We start from the raw sequence: 13,927 nt of genomic DNA, 5'->3' as shown, positions 1-13,927 counted from the left end.
ACCAAGGGCTCCAAGATCACCTGCACCGTCACGTACGAGGGCATCAAGGTGACCTGGCCGGTGACGATCGAGGGCCCGGCGATGGGCGGACTGGAGGTCAAGTACCAGGCAACGCCGAGCACCGGAATCCTGACCGCGAAGGGGCCCAGGCCAACTTCTGGGCCAACCACCACGACTCCGGCTCACACCTGCGGTGCGACGACATGCCCGCACTCAAGGCCGTGCCATTGGGCAAGGAGACCGGCTACCGCTGCACCTACCTGACCAAATCCCCGACAGACGGAACACCGCTGTGGGTCCCCATGCACCTGGTCATGCGCGACACCGGGCCGTACTTCATCGCCAGCTACTGACCGCGGCCTCGCGAGCTCCCCTCTGACCATCGATCTCGTCTGGAACGGAAATACGTTGGGCACTTCAGACTGGATAGCCCTGGGCAGCGCGGTCATCGCCGCCGCCTCCCTCATGTACACCCGGACGCAAGCCCGCGCCGCCAACAAGGCGAACACCACCGCCGAGGCAGCGAACCAGCTCGCCCAGGACGCCAATGCCGTGTCCGCCGAGGCCAACGAGACCGCCCCGTACCGAGGCCGCCGAGGCCCTGCTGGCCGCCGCAGACCCCACCCGACGAGCCCATCCCCACACACTTGAACTGCCAACAAAATGAGGCGAAGAGCACCTCTGGCCGTCGATTCAAGAATCGCCATCACCGCCAGTCAGCGGGCGCTGGCACGCGCGTTGTGGAGGTCCTGCAGTCGGCTCAGCATGGTGTGGCAGTACTCGGCCAGTGGCCGGTGCTGGTCCTCGTCGATGACGAGAGCGAAGGTATGAACGCCGTGGTCCGCGGCGGTGGCGGCGCGGGGCTGGGCGATACGCAGGTTGGGCCAGTAGCGGCCGTGCGCGAAGCCGGAGGCCGCCCGCCAGGCGGCGCACACCTTCACTGCCGTCAGCCCGGCGGCGGGTGCGGCCTCGAGCAGGACCCGGTTCGTCTTCGGGGCGGTGAGCGGAGCGAGGCCCAGGCCGTCAGCCAGGGTGCGGATCTCTGCGCGGCGCTGGGCGCCGGTCAAGCCGCGGGGGGAGGGTATGTGGCCAGTGTCCTGTTCGTGCTGGTAGCGATTGCGCATGTCCTCGTCCCACAGGGACAGCGCGCGGGCGGCGTTCGGCGCGGTCCGGACCGCTGAGCAGCCACAGGCCGGTGGCGAAGTTCTCCAGAGTGCCGCGCAGCAGGGTCCAGGGGCCGATGGGATCGATCTCTCCAGCCAAGGTCAGGCGGCGCAGGGCATCTGCGTGGGCAAGGCCAGCGGTGCAGGACGCCTGGATCAGGTGCGCGGCCCGGTACGGGCCCAGCGGGGCATCGTCGGTGGCCAGGCTGCTGGCCGGCGCCGGGGTGGGCAGTTGCCGGTAGGCGCCCTCGCCACGGAGCTGCTCGACGGTATGGAACAAGGGCAGGAGGTAGGCGCCGTTGAAGGCCCGCGTGCTCATAACCGGTCACGGTAGAGCGCATGGACGCAGCCGCAGTAGCGGATTTGAGTACGCGGCTGCCGGTCTGTGGCACGTCCGGAGCGACGCGTTCGAGCAGACTGTGCTCATGTCCATCAAGGATCTGCCGCCAGCCGACCGCGAGGCGCTCATGGCTGCGCGTCAGGAGGAATACGAGAACTTCTGGCCAGGCCCGCACGGGCGTCGTGCCCGATACGCCATCGAGATGTTCCCCCTGCTCCACGCGGACAAGCCGCGGGGACGTGCGCTGATACCGGCCGCGAAGGACATGCGTCTCCGCAGGGTTGTAGAAACCTTCGGCAAGTACTTCAAGCTGGAACTCGGCTTCGATGTCCCTCCGTTCGCAGCAGAGCCCAGCTCCCTGTATGAGAGCGATCCCACGGTCGAAGTCGTCCTGTTCGACGCCAGGAAGGTTGAAGCGACCTTCCCGATCGCCGCCGGCGCCGCTGGTCTGAGTGTCGCGGAGGGACAACGCTGGCTGGACTGGATCTGGATCCACCCGTTTGAACGGGGACGGGGCCTCGGCGGTCAGGCGTGGAACGACCTGGAGGACGTGTACGGCCGTGACTTCAAGATCCAGTCTCCCCTCTCACCCGCCATGGAGAAGTTCCTCACTCGCCGGGGTGTGGATCGCAAGCGATGGGCCTTCTGAGTGGCGTTCCTGGGCAGGGCTCAAGCGCCGCAGTGCCTGCGGGCCGGGGACGTCTCCAGTCATGCGGTGTGCGCTGGCCGCTGACGATCGAGCCTGCCGGCCTGCCCCAGAAGGTGCAGCAAAGCGTTCTGGACGTGCGTGAGCTCATCGATGCGGCGGGTCAGCTCGGTGTACTCGGGCGTGGGCATGCGGGGCGGGACAGCGGCTGTCGGGTGTGGAGCTTCAGCAGCAGGTGGGAGGGGGTCGGCGACGAAGGATCCTCGGCCATGTGCCGTGTGGACGAGGCCTTCATCGCGCAGGATCCGCACGGCGGACCTCGCAGTCATGTTGGCGATGCCGTAGTGCTCTTGCAGAGCCCGTGAGGTGGGGAGCCGTTCACCGGGCTGGAGCTGTCCGGAGAGGATCTGCTGGCGCAGGTCGGCGGCCACCAACTGGTAGGGAGGCAGGAGGGACTGCTGCGGCAGGCGGTGTGCCGCAACGGTCCACAGGGGGCTGCTTCCCGCAGGCCTACCCCCCGTCATGACGGGTCCTCGCCGGAGACGCTCCGCCTGGGATCGCGGCGGATCTGGCTCTGCACCAGCCCGATCTCCTCGGGGGTGTAGGCGGTACGCACGCCCGAGATCGAGTAGCCGGAGGCCCGGCCGAGTTCGTCGAGGATGTAGCGGCGTGGCGGCTGGAACTCCTTGGCGTAGGCCAGGATTCGGCGAATACGGCGATCCGCCTCTTCCTTCTCTGCCCGGGCCTGTTCAAGCGCCAGGATGACGGGGTCGCCCTCCGTGCCGAAGGCGGCTGCCTCCAGGTTGTCGGCATAGTCCTTGCGCTCGCGTTCGACCTGGTCGCAGGCGTCGCTGAAGCAGTCGTCCGGGGTCACGCTCCCGGGCTCGGGCATCGGGTGCAGCAGGGCGGCAAGTTCACGAATCTGGTCCATATTGCGATGGTCGCAAATAATTGCGACCATCGCAATAGACAGGCTGGGCTGATCCTCCTATTTGTGGAGGGGGTGCCGGCGCCGTCAAGGCGGCGCCTCTCGTACGTGGATGTCCTCTTGCGGCGTGTTCGGGGATCAGCTCTCTGGCGGCACGACCTGCTGTGCCCACTCCGGGAAAGTCGTTGGCGCCGCGGGATCGATACCGATGCTGAGGATGTCCTCGCTGCTCTCCCCCACCGTCACCGGCACATCCCGGGCGTACGAGCGGATCTCCATGGCCATCATCAACCCCAACCACGCCGGGAGGTCCTCGCCGAGCAGCCCCTCGGTCAGTTCCGCGTACGGCAGATCGACCTCCGCCGGGACCGGGTCCCGCAGAATCACGATTTTTGCCCGCGCGTCGTACTGCTCCCGCACCACCGCCCCCCACACGTCGCTCACGGGGATCTCGCCGAGGACCATCGACGCGTGGCGGAACGGAGTCACCATGTTCCCCACGCGGTGCAGAGAGATGACAGGCGGAATGGACCTCCTCGGCGGCTTCGCCTTGGCCACAGATTCCTGCTCCGATGCACAGAATCGGAACAGGTCCCGCACGGCCAGGAGGCTGAGCACGGGCTCGGTTCGGCAAAGCCACGGCTACGGCGCCACGGGGGCGCGGATCTCATTGTGGATGGTCGCTGTCTTGGCCGCGAAGGCCTCAAGATCGAATTCGGCAGGAGGCTTGTTGAGGTCCACGGTCTGGGTCACCTCAACAACGGCCGATCCGTCCGCCCAGGAACAGTCCGGTGACCAGGTCGTTCCGTACTCATCGACGCTCCGAACGATCCGGCAAGAGACGGGCTCCGAAGAGCCCTGGGGGATGATCGTACGAGGGCCGATGATCACGGTGGAGCGCCTGTCCGGGATCCGGCGGTCGAGGATATTCAAAAACTCGTCGCGGGCCGTGACCGGGCTGAACACGGTTCCGTACACCCCGGTCACCGCTACCGGTAGTTCGTTAAATCCGGCGGTGGCGTGGGTTGACGGCAGGTCGGGTTGGTCGTAGGCCGGTGGTAGGAGTCAACTGCCTTGCTGGGGGCTGAAGATGACCGCTCGCCGTCCGTGTCCGCCTGCGCCGGGTCCGTTGGAGGAGTACGCGGCCCGGTTCGACGACCTCTTCTTCAGCCTGGCCCAGCGGCGAGGGTTTCGCGAGTACCTGTCGGGCTGCTGGCGCCGCGGGAGCGGAACAAGACGATCACCTGTCTGGCCGGGGCGGAGCCGGTGGCGGGTGCGGGGATGCCGGGGGTGCAGCGGCTGCAGTTCTTCCTGTCCGAGTCGCCCTGGGAGGCCGAGCAGGTCAACGACCGGCGGCTTGAGCTGCTGCGCGAGGGCGGGGTCATCGTGGTCGACGATTCCGGTGACCGCAAGGACGGCACGGCGACCGCGCACGTGGGCAGGCAGTGGCTGGGCCGGCTGGGCAAGACGGACAACGGCATCGTCACGGTGACCACCGTGTGGACCGACGGCCGCGTGTACTACCCGCTGCACGCGACTCCCTACACCCCCGCCCATCACTTCGCCCGCGGCCGGTCCGACCCGGCCTTCCGTACGAAACCACAGCTGGCCGCAGCCCTCGCGGCCCGCGGGAAGGAGGCCGGCTTCGGCTGCCGGGCGGTGGTCGCCGACTGCGCCTACTCCGTCAGCGACGACTGGTACCTCGCACTGCGCGCAGCCGGCCTGGCCTACGTGGTCGCGCTCAAGCCGCACCGCGGAACCTGGGCTCCGGCCGACCAGCCGCACACCCCCATCGAAGCAGCCCACGCCCTGACCTGGCGCGATGCCAAGCGTCCAGGCGACTGGACGCCCGTGGTGCGTCACTTCCGTGACGGGCACACCGAGACCTGGTGGGCCGCTGATGCCCGCCTGGGCGGCTACGGCCCTGACTCACCCTGCCGGCTGGTCGTGGCCACCACCGACCCGGCCGGCCTGCCGGAGAAGGCCACCTGGTACCTGGCCACCAACCTGCCCCACCCCGACGCGCCCCACGCCGCCACCGGCCCGCACCCGCCGGCCGACCTCGCCGAGATCGTCCGCCTCTACGGACTGCGGCCCTGGATCGAGCAGAGCTACAAGCAGATCAAGGACGAACTCGGCTGGGCCGACTTCCAAGTCCGTTCCGACCGCGCCATCCGCCGCCACCAGATGCTGGTCAACTGCGCCTTCTCCTTCTGCTGGGACCAGTGGTTCACCCCACCCGGACCCTTGGACGCCACCGCGCCGGACCCGTGCCCCGACGAGGGGCCAGAGAGGGGGCCCAGCCGAACCCCACCGGCCCCAACCGCCTTGCTGGCCCAGGGCCTTACGCGCCATCCGTTCCTGGCTCACCCCCGCCATCACCCTCAACCGATGGTGGCACGCCTGGACGGACAAGGACCCACCCTCCGAGCTCCAGGCCCTGATCGACGCGGTCACCAACGGACACGGCATTGACCTCTACCTCCGGATTTAACGAACTACCGGTAGTGCAGCAGGGCTCGACGATGACCCCCGAGGGAACGGTGATCATGCGTGCAGACCCCGACACCATCACCGCAGCCACTCTCGCCGTTCTGGGAGCCATCGAAAACGTCACACAGACCTTCGGCGCCTACTACGGCCATGAGGGGACCGAGGCAGCGGTGAAGAACGTGCAGCGACGCACCACCGCCGTGATCAGACTCAGCCGCAAATGGCGTGACCAGATGAAGCAGGACGCTCAGCAACGTCCGCACCGTGATTCAGACATTCAGGTGTAGCGGTATGTCGGAAGCGTCGCGCGGCGGCCGGGCCCGCCGCGCCGCTCCCGCCGTTGGCCGGTGGCCGGGCCGTGTCGGAAGTCGCCAGTGCCCCGGTGCTGTCCTTCCGGTTCCGAGCCCCGCCAAGGGGTGAGGCGGGAGAGGCTCGCCGGATGGAGGTACCACTGTGATCGTCCGACTCCTGGGTGGCCCGCTCGCCGGTCGCGTACTCACGACCACCGACGCCCCGTGGGCCGAGACTGGCTCACGGCCGGTGACGCCGACTGGGGCCTGTACGTCTCCGTGCACCGCGACCCGGCGACCGGCATCGTCCTGGCGGAGGCCCAGGAGATTGCGGCGGCCGAGGAGGCGCCGGAGGCGACCAACGTCGTCGACCTGATGAAGGTCCTTGAGGGCAGCCTGCAGGCCGCCCGCTCCGGCCGCGGCGGCAAGGAGCCGGCCGACGAGCGGAAGGTTAAGGCCGCGCCGCGTAAGGCGGCTGCTCGGGCGTCGGCGGCAGGGAAGGCGGCGAAGACGCCGACGCGGAAGGCGCCGCCGAAGAAGGCTGGGGCTGCACGGGCCCGCACCAGCGGTGCCGGCGGCAAAAAAGAGCTGCAGAAGCTGAGCAAGGCGGAGCTGTACCAGCGGGCGACCGAACGGGACCTTCTCGGCCGGTCGAAGATGAGCCGCGAGGAGCTCATCGATGCACTCGCTCGTAGTGGGCGTCGCCGCAAGAAGACGGCCGCCTGACAATTGCGGCCGCCCTCCCGCGACCGCACCGGTCCTCATGAAGTTTCAGTCGCACCGGGAATGCTCGCCGGGCTGGTGTGGTTGAACGTGGCGTGATGGTGAAGGGGACAGTGTCCCCGGGCCTCATCTATTGCCTGCAGGGACGATCGTTCGGCTGAAGCCCTGCAGAGCCTTTCGCCGCGTAGGCGACCGCCCTTCACGATCACGCCCCCATGCGGGTAGCTCTGGCCAGCACACTGGCCGGAGCTTTCTCGTCTCAGTCGAGGATGCCGAGGGCTGTATCGGGTCGGCAGTGCACGCATGACGGTACCTGCTGGCGGAGTGCATCGATCGCCTGCTGCCGGGTGGCGGGCCGGCATCGGCCGCTCTTGGCCGCCGTCCAGCAGTCACCGGTGTGCACCGCGTCCACATTCGAGCGGTTGAGGCCGTACTGGATCAGCCAGTCCGGCGGGGCCGGCCGCATCTCCTCACCTTTGCGCCGCTCCGCCTCGCGACGCTCCTCATCGGCGATCCACCGGTCGATGCAGTGGGCGCGGTTCACCGAGTACCTGCGCGACCGGGAAGTGACAGACGAGGTGGTCATCGACCAGGTGGAGATCCTGGACGACGAAGCCTACGCGGGCCTGGACGCCGCAGCCCTGCTCCGGCTCGTAGAGCGCGGCGAGGACAGCTGGCCTCAGCACACCGTGCTCCTGGTCGCCGACGAGGAGACGCTCAGCGGCGGCATGCAGGTGCTCGCGGTATGCAACCAGCCGCACGAGGACGATCCGCTGCCGGCATCGGAGTCCGAAGAACCGTTCCGCATCGTCCCCGAACTGCTCTCCGCGTTCGCCGCCCAGATGAACCTCGCCAACTCCGACTTCTTCGAGATCAGGCGCGAGGTAGGAGAAGACGGCGTCCTGCGCAAGCTGTAGGGGCAGCGCCAAGGCGTCTGTGGGCCCGCACGCGGCGGCGTGCGGGCCCACAGACGCGTGCCGGTGCGCGTAACCGGCCTAGAACGCGGGCAGGTAGAAGCGCTGCTGCTTGTTCCGGCTACCGCTGAGCGGCTGCTGGACGACCTTCACTCCCGACTTCTCGGTGGGGACGGTCAGGGCCATGCGCGAGTAGGCGTTGGCCATCTTCTGCTTGTGGTCCTCGGCCGTCCAGCGGAACAGCTGGTCGTTGTAGCGGGGGCAGGTGTCCTGGACGATCGCGGCTCCGGCCCTGCCCGACTTCACCGTCAGGCACTTGCCCGACTTGTCGTTCTTGATCTTGTAGCCGTACGAGCCGTGGTACTCGTACTTGAACGTCCACTTCTGGGTCTGCGATCCGTTGCAGCGCTGGGCTATGAGCTGGGCGCCGTTCTTGGTGCTGTTGTTCATCGACAGGCACAGCTGGCCGCTGCCGTACATCTTGGGGATCTGGACGTGGTCCAGTTTCGGCTTCTTCGCCTCGGTGGCGTGGGCTGAGATGCCCGAGAGTGCCACGATGGCTCCTGCGGCGCCGGCCGCCATGCGCATGATCGTGATCTTCTTCATGGGGTGGACTGTAGTGCGCCGTGTACCGCCCGGAGGGGCCGAACGGGGCGATCGGCCCGAAGAGGCAATGCCCCTTCGGGCCGATGGGCGGTCAGGTCATGTGCAAGGTGATGGTGATGGACTGAGCGTCCCCGGGTGAATCGGGGCGATCTGTCTGTTCCTGGGTCTTCGGCCGCGTTGTGGTGGCATGGGGGTACGCGGCCTCCTCGTCCCGTACTCCTCGGTGGCCGTATTCGAGGTACCAGCTGGGAGCTGTCAGCCCCGCCGCGAACAGGGTCAGGGCTGCGAAGAGCAGCGCTGGGGTTTCAAGGCGTGAGCGCCCGCAACAGGTACTGGCGTTTCTTCAGCTGTGAGCCTCCCAGCCCGTCAACCAACGCCACCACCTGCTTGGTCCGCTTCACGTACCAGGCCAGCGCTGGGGCCTCTACGACGATGCTCATGGCAAGCGTCCTGCAACAGGTAGTAGAGGTGCTCGGCAACCTTCCGCTCCCGCAAGACCTGCGTCTTTTTAAGCAAGCCCCGTTCGACCAGTACCGCGAGAGCGTCGTCGAGTTCCTCGAAGGCGCCGAAGCGGTGCCGCAGCATCGGGAACCGACGCAGGTCCGGCTCCTGAGAGGAGAGGATGTCCTCGGCCAGATCAAGCAGTGCCGGCTCATCCGGAGCCTTCTCATACTCCGTCATTAGCTCATAGGCCAGGTAGTCGGGATAGCGCACCCAGAAATCGAGCTTTTGCAGCCGCACCTGCGCGCGGACCACACCCACGCACTCGGTCGGCACCTCACCGTCCACACCGGGTCGCGGTTCATGAGCCGCCGCATTGATCAGCAAGAGCATGCGCACCGGGTCCTGCCATCGGCTCGCCCGCCGGATTCGCGATCCGCTCGTCATCCATCCCCCTCAAGGCCCGTTGCCCCCATAACCACCCAGCGGCCCGCACATGCGAAGCACGCACCCTCATGACCCATTGAAAAGGGGCTGGCAACGACCTTCCCTTGCTTCGTAACCTTCTGCACACGCAGCGTAAAGCCGACACGATCTTTTCGTCGACAGTGCGGACAGCGTGGATCATCTCAACGGAGGCAGCTCTCGCCATTGCGGCGAGACAGTACGAGGCCCCGGGCATCTGCGGCCCGGGGTCTCTCTGTGCTCTGGGATGTCCAACCGGTTCAACGACCCGCCGACGGGAGCGTCACGCCCACTCCACGCCCAGCTCCCGCAGCGCGGCCAGCTGCTCCTGGTCGAGCTTGTCGCGCCTGGACTTGGTGTTCGAGACCCACACGCCCAGCTTCACGACCACCGGTTCCGTCTCGCTGTCGATCGCGATCTCCTCGGTGTGGCCGCGCGGCACCGGGCGGTCGGCTCCCTCCCGCTCCACCCACTGCGCGAGGGCCGCAAGTCCCCGCTGGAACGCCTGCTGCGCCTTGCTCGGACCCTTCGCCGCATGACCGCCCGCGGGGGCGGGAGACGGCGCCTCAAGCGGCTTGACACCCAGCGTGGACAGCCGCTCCTGCTGCTCGGGCAGGAGCCGCGCCCAGGTGGCCGGCTGCTTCTGCTGCTGGAGCCACTTGCCGAGGTCATCGCCGTCCATGAGTACGCCAGGCTGGATCTCGAGAAGGCTGCCGTCGGCCTCGACCAGGTCCGCCAGGATGCGGTAGTGCCGCTGCCAGTCGAGTGGCCACTCGCAGTCCCAGTCCGGGTCGATCGCGGTGAGCTGCGCCGCACGCTGCTCCGCCCGCTTCGGGTCCTTGCTCAGGCCGTTCTTCGCGCCCTTGCGGCGGAGGTTGGCCATTGTGCTGCCCGACGGGCACCATCGCCTGGCCCTCGCCCCACACGGCGTCCTGACGGGGGGCGAGGTGCCCGGTGGCCCGCCGGTACGACCGCAGCACGGCGAGCTTGGCTTCCCACGCCTCCTCGCCCGGTTCCCAGACCATCCCGGCCTCGGGCGGGTCTAGCAGTTCCTTGCGGTGGGGATCGAGTTCGCCGGCGCGCAGTGTCTTGCGCTGCTGGTGGACCCACCGCCCGAGCGGGAAGTCCTTGGTGACGCCGACTTCGACCTGGGTGTCGTACGGGACGGCGTACAGGCCGGTGATCTCGTTCTCCCTGCGCCAGCGCAGCAGCGCCTCGTATCCCTCCAGCCAGGCCAGGGACTCCGGCCGGTATACCCGCGTACGCAAGAACGCCGCGATCGTGGCCGCGTCGCGCGGGCTGGAGAAGTGAAGCAGCGCGGACTCGGCAGCGGCGTCGGCGCCGTCCTGCTCCTGGTCCTCGCCGTCACCCTCGCCGCCGGCCCCGACGATGCGCCCCTCTTCGTCGCGCCGGATGTGGACCTTGCGCTTGCCGCTGGTGAGGGCGCGGGAGGCGAGCTGCTCGACTAGTAGGGCTTGGTCATCTTGCTATCGGTGCGGGTATGTCGCGGCGGCAGGTGGGGCAGGCGCCGGTCCAGAGGGCGAGGAGTGTCTGCAGTTCACGGACGATCTGGTAGAGACTCAGACCGCCGCTGTGTCTTTTGGGGCGCGAGCCATGCGCCTGAGGGTGCAGAAGGCATGGGCGGCGGAGACGAGGGTGACATGGTGGTGCCAGCCGCCCCAGGTGCGGCCTTCGAAGTGGGCAAGTCCCAGGGCCTGTTTCATCTCCCGGTAGTCGTGCTCGATGCGCCAGCGCAGCTTGGTCAGCCGCACCAGGGTGGCCAGTGGCATGCCGGAGGGCAGGCTGGACAGCCAGAACTGCACCGGCTCGCTCTCGGTGGCGGGCCATTCGGCCAGCAGCCAGCGTTCAGGCAGCTCGGGAGCGTCCGTGGTCTTGCGTAGGCCCCGTCCGGCGGGCCGGACCCTGAGGGCGACGAACCGCGAGTACATGCGCTTGAAGCCGTTTCGGCCCGTGCCCGGCCGGGAGCCTACCCGCCAGGAAACCGGCCGTGCAGCCGCCCGGCCGGCCGCGATGACCAGGTCTTTCACCGTCTGCGCAGGGTCGGGGTACTGCGCTTTCGGTGGCAGGCCGGTGCCCGCGTAGGGGGGCTGGACGGGCCGGGCGTCGGCCGGATGGGCGGTGTGGCGGCAGGAGATCCCGACCGCATAGGGCAGGCTGCGTTCCTCCAGCCCCAGACGGAAGGCGGCGGCATCGCCGTATCCGGCATCCGCCACGACCAAGGGGACATCGACGCCCCACGACCGGGTTTCGTCGATCATGTCCAGGGCCAGCTGCCACTTCTCCACATGCCCCACCTGGGCGGGGATGCCGCAACGGCCGCGGCGGGCGACCTTGGCCGCATCCGCCTGTCCAGAGGCCGGATCCCATGAAGCGGGCACGAACAGCCGCCAGTTCACTGCGGCCGAGGCCTGCTCACGGGCCAGGTGCAGCGACACTCCCACCTGGCAGTTGGTGACCTTGCCCGCGGTGCCGGTGTACTGCCGCGACACACACGCAGACGCGTCCCCGTCCTTGAGGAAGCCGGTGTCGTCAACGATCAGCGCCTCCGGACCGATCGCCTCGTGCATCCTCCAGGCCAGCCGGGCCCGCACATGGGCCGCATCCCACGGGCTGGAGGTGATGAAGTGCGCCAGCGCCTGCCGGTTGCCGTCCTCGCCGAGGCGGGCTGCCATCGGCTCCACCGACTTACGCCGCCCGTCCAGCAGCAGCCCTCGCACATACGCCTGTCCCCACCGCCGCTGGTCCGCACGGAAGAACCCGTCGAACAACTCCGCCGCGAACGCCTCCAGGTCCCCCCGGGCCTCGGTCATCTCCTCAGGTGTCACACCACGACAACGCCACCCACGAGGCAACAGACACGCCACTCAGGAGTGAAGATGACCAAGCCCTACTAGGCTCTCATCGTGCGAGCGCAGGCCCTTTATCGGGAGTGTAAACCTAACGGCGGATCCGACGATCACGGGAGAGACGTCAAGTGACTGACACCGCCGTGGAGTTGGAGACCGTGGAGCCTGTCGAGAGTGCCCAGTCTGGGCAGCCTGCGCCCGTGTCCGACGAGCAGTTGGTCGCGATGCTGGTGGAGCGGGCCCGGTCGGAGGGGCTGCAGCTGACTGGGCAGGGTGGGCTGCTGCAGCAGCTGACCAAGCGGGTCTTGGAATCTGCCCTGGAAGGTGAGGTCACCGATCACCTCGGCTATGAGAAGCATGATGTCGGCGGCCGGGGCAGCGGCAACTCCCGCAACGGAGGCTGGGCCAAGACCGTGCTGACCGACGTCGGGCCAGTCGAGGTCAAAGTCCCGCGTGACACCTCGGGCACGTTCGAGCCGCAGATCGTCAAGAAGCGGCAGCGGCGGCTGACCGGGGTCGACGAGATGGTGCTGTCGCTGTCCGCGAAGGGGCTCACGCACGGCGAGATTGCTGCTCACCTGGCCGAGGTCTACGGCGCCGAGGTATCCAAGCAGACCATCTCCACCATCACCGACAAGGTGATGGAGGGCATGGCCGAATGGCAGAACCGCCCCCTCGACCGCGGGCGGTTTCCAACAGTGGTTGCGAATCACCTGGTCAATGGGCCTGTGAGGCATTCTCGCATGACCTCGGCGGGGCTCTTGTCGCCGAGCACGATGCGTGGTCGGCGGTTGAGCTCCCGGGCGACGTCGCGGAGATCTTGGGCAGTGTGGACGGACAGGTCGGTGCCCTTGGGAAAATATTGCCGCAGCAGGCCGTTGGTGTTTTCGTTTGTGCCGCGCTGCCATGGAGAGTGCGGGTCGCAGAAGTAGATCCGGAAGCCGGTCAGCGCCTCGATCTCCTCATGCAGGGTCAGCTCGCGGCCCTGGTCCCAGGTGAGGGACTTCTTCATCTGGGCCGGGATGTGAGCGGTCTGGGTGATCAGCGCATTGCGGACCTGCGGGGCCTTCCAGCCGTGCGGCAGATGGATCAGATGGACGTAGCGGGTGGTGCGCTCCACCAGGGTGCCGATCGCCGAGCTCTGTCCGCGACCGATGATGAGATCGCCCTCCCAATGCCCGGGAGTTTGACGGTCGTTGACCTCCAGGGGACGCTGATGGATCAGCGTCATGTTCTTGATCTTGTTCAGGGTCGGGACCCCTCGGCGTTGCCGCTTGCGGCGGGTGCGGCCGGTGCGGAGCTTGGCGTCACGCCGGCCGAGGAGACCAGTGAACAGGGCCCGGTAGATCGTCTCCGGGCAAGCCCGCATCGCCGCGTCGTTCGCGTATTCGCGGGCCAGGTAGCGCGCGATCTGCTGCGGCGACCACTTCTCGGCGAGCCGCTCGCGCACCAGCGTCCGCAGCGGCTCGCTGCTGCGGATTTTCTCCTCCTTCGGACGGTGACGCCGCAACAGGGCCTGGTTATGAGCCCACCAGGGGTGGTAGCTGCCGTCCGGCTTGGCGTTGCGCTTGATCTCCCGGTAGACGGTCTGAAAGCTCTTGCCGATCGACGCGGCGATCTCTTTCACGGCCTGCCTGGCGTGCAGTCCGTCGGCGATGGCGATGCGGTCGTTCTGGGTGAGGAAGCGCGGGGATATCGAGCCGGGGTCAGGGACGATCATGCTCCCAGCTTCGATGAACCAGTTCGATCCGCAGCTGGCCGAGACTCCGACTACTCGGGCGGCGGCCGCACCCTTGTAACCCTCTCTCAGCAGCTCGAAATACCGCTTCTTCACCACGATCGGCATCTTGTTGGGGGCGTACCTCGGCATCCGAACGCTCTCCTTCCGGGGCGTTCGCAACCACCAATAGAACTCAAGGCGTCTACCCCGTCCTGTTCGTGGACGCCATCAACGTCAAGATCCGGGTTCTGTCGACGATCTTGTGATCCAGTGCGGAAGGTGTCACCGTGCGAGCAGGACGCGTTTGCGAAGGAGATCGAGGTCGGCGCGG

General features: G+C 67.7%; 16 protein-coding genes and 3 pseudogenes. 8 read left to right on the top strand and 11 right to left on the bottom strand.

Translation table 11 applies throughout. The features are described 5' to 3' along the window. The first annotated feature begins 203 nt into the window (after positions 1 to 203). Complete coding sequence (locus tag N8I87_RS41805) at positions 204 to 353, top strand: hypothetical protein (protein ID WP_263216152.1); 150 nt, start codon at positions 204 to 206, stop codon at positions 351 to 353. 55 nt (positions 354 to 408) lie between these two features. Continuing rightward, positions 409 to 651 carry a hypothetical protein gene (locus N8I87_RS41800; protein WP_263216151.1) on the top strand — a complete coding sequence of 81 codons (243 nt, stop codon included), beginning with the start codon at positions 409 to 411 and terminating at the stop codon, positions 649 to 651. 65 nt (positions 652 to 716) lie between these two features. Here the strand turns inward: N8I87_RS41800 and N8I87_RS41795 are convergent, their stop codons facing one another. Next, positions 717 to 1,067 (bottom strand): hypothetical protein, encoded by a 351-nt coding sequence (locus N8I87_RS41795; RefSeq protein ID WP_263216150.1) that lies wholly within the window; start codon positions 1,065 to 1,067, stop codon positions 717 to 719. A gap of 521 nt (positions 1,068 to 1,588) precedes the next feature. Here N8I87_RS41795 and N8I87_RS41790 point away from each other — a divergent pair. Then, the gene (locus N8I87_RS41790) at positions 1,589 to 2,152 is read left to right on the top strand and encodes a hypothetical protein (RefSeq protein WP_263216149.1); all 564 of its coding nucleotides are present in this window, start codon (positions 1,589 to 1,591) and stop codon (positions 2,150 to 2,152) included. 59 nt (positions 2,153 to 2,211) lie between these two features. On the opposite strand, the gene N8I87_RS41785 is transcribed toward N8I87_RS41790, so the two are convergent. The 4 genes from N8I87_RS41785 to N8I87_RS41770 all read right to left on the bottom strand — a co-directional run bounded on the left by N8I87_RS41785 (position 2,212) and on the right by N8I87_RS41770 (position 4,043). Next, positions 2,212 to 2,673 (bottom strand): winged helix-turn-helix domain-containing protein, encoded by a 462-nt coding sequence (locus N8I87_RS41785; RefSeq protein WP_263216148.1) that lies wholly within the window; start codon positions 2,671 to 2,673, stop codon positions 2,212 to 2,214. After that, positions 2,670 to 3,080 carry a hypothetical protein gene (locus tag N8I87_RS41780; RefSeq protein ID WP_263216147.1) on the bottom strand — a complete coding sequence of 137 codons (411 nt, stop codon included), beginning with the start codon at positions 3,078 to 3,080 and terminating at the stop codon, positions 2,670 to 2,672. The genes N8I87_RS41785 and N8I87_RS41780 overlap by 4 nt, the downstream gene beginning before the upstream one ends. A 135-nt stretch (positions 3,081 to 3,215) precedes the next feature. Further along, a complete protein-coding gene (locus tag N8I87_RS41775) occupies positions 3,216 to 3,677 on the bottom strand; it encodes a hypothetical protein (RefSeq protein WP_263216146.1) in 462 nt (153 codons plus the stop codon). Between the two features lie 42 nt (positions 3,678 to 3,719). Continuing rightward, positions 3,720 to 4,043, bottom strand: coding sequence for a hypothetical protein (locus N8I87_RS41770; RefSeq protein ID WP_263216145.1), 324 nt, complete (start codon positions 4,041 to 4,043; stop codon positions 3,720 to 3,722). A 124-nt stretch (positions 4,044 to 4,167) separates the two neighbouring features. On the opposite strand from N8I87_RS41770, the pseudogene N8I87_RS41765 reads away from it, so the two are divergent. From N8I87_RS41765 to N8I87_RS41755, 3 genes and pseudogenes are all read left to right on the top strand, one after another. After that, positions 4,168 to 5,552, top strand: a pseudogene (locus N8I87_RS41765) (IS701 family transposase). A gap of 32 nt (positions 5,553 to 5,584) precedes the next feature. After that, on the top strand, positions 5,585 to 5,857 hold the full coding sequence (locus N8I87_RS41760) for a hypothetical protein (protein WP_263216143.1): 273 nt from the start codon (positions 5,585 to 5,587) through the stop codon (positions 5,855 to 5,857). A gap of 228 nt (positions 5,858 to 6,085) precedes the next feature. Then, positions 6,086 to 6,586: a hypothetical protein gene (locus tag N8I87_RS41755; RefSeq protein WP_263216142.1), complete on the top strand. Its 501-nt coding sequence runs from the start codon at positions 6,086 to 6,088 to the stop codon at positions 6,584 to 6,586. Positions 6,587 to 6,842: 256 nt separating this feature from the next. Here the strand turns inward: N8I87_RS41755 and N8I87_RS41750 are convergent, their stop codons facing one another. Continuing rightward, positions 6,843 to 7,049, bottom strand: a complete 207-nt coding sequence (locus N8I87_RS41750) for a DUF6233 domain-containing protein (protein WP_263216141.1) — start codon at positions 7,047 to 7,049, stop codon at positions 6,843 to 6,845. Positions 7,050 to 7,107: 58 nt separating this feature from the next. On the opposite strand from N8I87_RS41750, the gene N8I87_RS41745 reads away from it, so the two are divergent. Further along, the gene (locus N8I87_RS41745) at positions 7,108 to 7,500 is read left to right on the top strand and encodes a DUF6924 domain-containing protein (protein WP_263216140.1); all 393 of its coding nucleotides are present in this window, start codon (positions 7,108 to 7,110) and stop codon (positions 7,498 to 7,500) included. Positions 7,501 to 7,578: 78 nt separating this feature from the next. Here N8I87_RS41745 and N8I87_RS41740 read toward each other — a convergent pair whose 3' ends face one another. The 4 genes and pseudogenes from N8I87_RS41740 to N8I87_RS41725 form a co-directional block, all read right to left on the bottom strand. Further along, on the bottom strand, positions 7,579 to 8,103 hold the full coding sequence (locus tag N8I87_RS41740) for an RICIN domain-containing protein (RefSeq protein WP_263216138.1): 525 nt from the start codon (positions 8,101 to 8,103) through the stop codon (positions 7,579 to 7,581). Positions 8,104 to 8,469: 366 nt separating this feature from the next. After that, positions 8,470 to 8,937 carry a hypothetical protein gene (locus tag N8I87_RS41735; RefSeq protein WP_263216137.1) on the bottom strand — a complete coding sequence of 156 codons (468 nt, stop codon included), beginning with the start codon at positions 8,935 to 8,937 and terminating at the stop codon, positions 8,470 to 8,472. Between the two features lie 355 nt (positions 8,938 to 9,292). Further along, positions 9,293 to 10,478, bottom strand: a pseudogene (locus N8I87_RS41730) (helicase associated domain-containing protein); the annotation flags it as partial. Positions 10,479 to 10,589: 111 nt separating this feature from the next. Further along, positions 10,590 to 11,840, bottom strand: a complete 1,251-nt coding sequence (locus N8I87_RS41725; RefSeq protein ID WP_263216136.1) for an IS701 family transposase — start codon at positions 11,838 to 11,840, stop codon at positions 10,590 to 10,592. Between the two features lie 260 nt (positions 11,841 to 12,100). Here N8I87_RS41725 and N8I87_RS41720 point away from each other — a divergent pair. Further along, positions 12,101 to 12,556: pseudogene (locus tag N8I87_RS41720) on the top strand (transposase); the annotation flags it as partial. A gap of 29 nt (positions 12,557 to 12,585) precedes the next feature. Here N8I87_RS41720 and N8I87_RS41715 read toward each other — a convergent pair. After that, complete coding sequence (locus tag N8I87_RS41715) at positions 12,586 to 13,746, bottom strand: IS30 family transposase (protein WP_263216135.1); 1,161 nt, start codon at positions 13,744 to 13,746, stop codon at positions 12,586 to 12,588. Positions 13,747 to 13,927: the final 181 nt, after the last annotated feature.

The sequence above is a fragment of the Streptomyces sp. HUAS 15-9 genome (assembly GCF_025642155.1).
Classification (GTDB): domain Bacteria; phylum Actinomycetota; class Actinomycetes; order Streptomycetales; family Streptomycetaceae; genus Streptomyces.
The sequence above is the reverse complement of the archived record's forward strand: the minus strand, read 5'-3'. Positions and strand labels throughout refer to the sequence as shown.

Excerpts from the sequence above, each read along its gene's own strand:
- N8I87_RS41745 (WP_263216140.1), top strand. The coding sequence starts at position 7,108 with ATGCAGTGGGCGCGGTTCACCGAGTACCTGCGCGACCGGGAAGTGACA.
- N8I87_RS41780 (WP_263216147.1), bottom strand. The coding sequence starts at position 3,080 with ATGGACCAGATTCGTGAACTTGCCGCCCTGCTGCACCCGATGCCCGAG.
- N8I87_RS41805 (WP_263216152.1), top strand. The coding sequence starts at position 204 with ATGCCCGCACTCAAGGCCGTGCCATTGGGCAAGGAGACCGGCTACCGC.
- N8I87_RS41740 (WP_263216138.1), bottom strand. The coding sequence starts at position 8,103 with ATGAAGAAGATCACGATCATGCGCATGGCGGCCGGCGCCGCAGGAGCC.
- N8I87_RS41785 (WP_263216148.1), bottom strand. The coding sequence starts at position 2,673 with ATGACGGGGGGTAGGCCTGCGGGAAGCAGCCCCCTGTGGACCGTTGCG.
- N8I87_RS41790 (WP_263216149.1), top strand. The coding sequence starts at position 1,589 with ATGTCCATCAAGGATCTGCCGCCAGCCGACCGCGAGGCGCTCATGGCT.
- N8I87_RS41725 (WP_263216136.1), bottom strand. The coding sequence starts at position 11,840 with ATGACCGAGGCCCGGGGGGACCTGGAGGCGTTCGCGGCGGAGTTGTTC.
- N8I87_RS41750 (WP_263216141.1), bottom strand. The coding sequence starts at position 7,049 with ATGCGGCCGGCCCCGCCGGACTGGCTGATCCAGTACGGCCTCAACCGC.
- N8I87_RS41735 (WP_263216137.1), bottom strand. The coding sequence starts at position 8,937 with ATGCTCTTGCTGATCAATGCGGCGGCTCATGAACCGCGACCCGGTGTG.
- N8I87_RS41715 (WP_263216135.1), bottom strand. The coding sequence starts at position 13,746 with ATGCCGAGGTACGCCCCCAACAAGATGCCGATCGTGGTGAAGAAGCGG.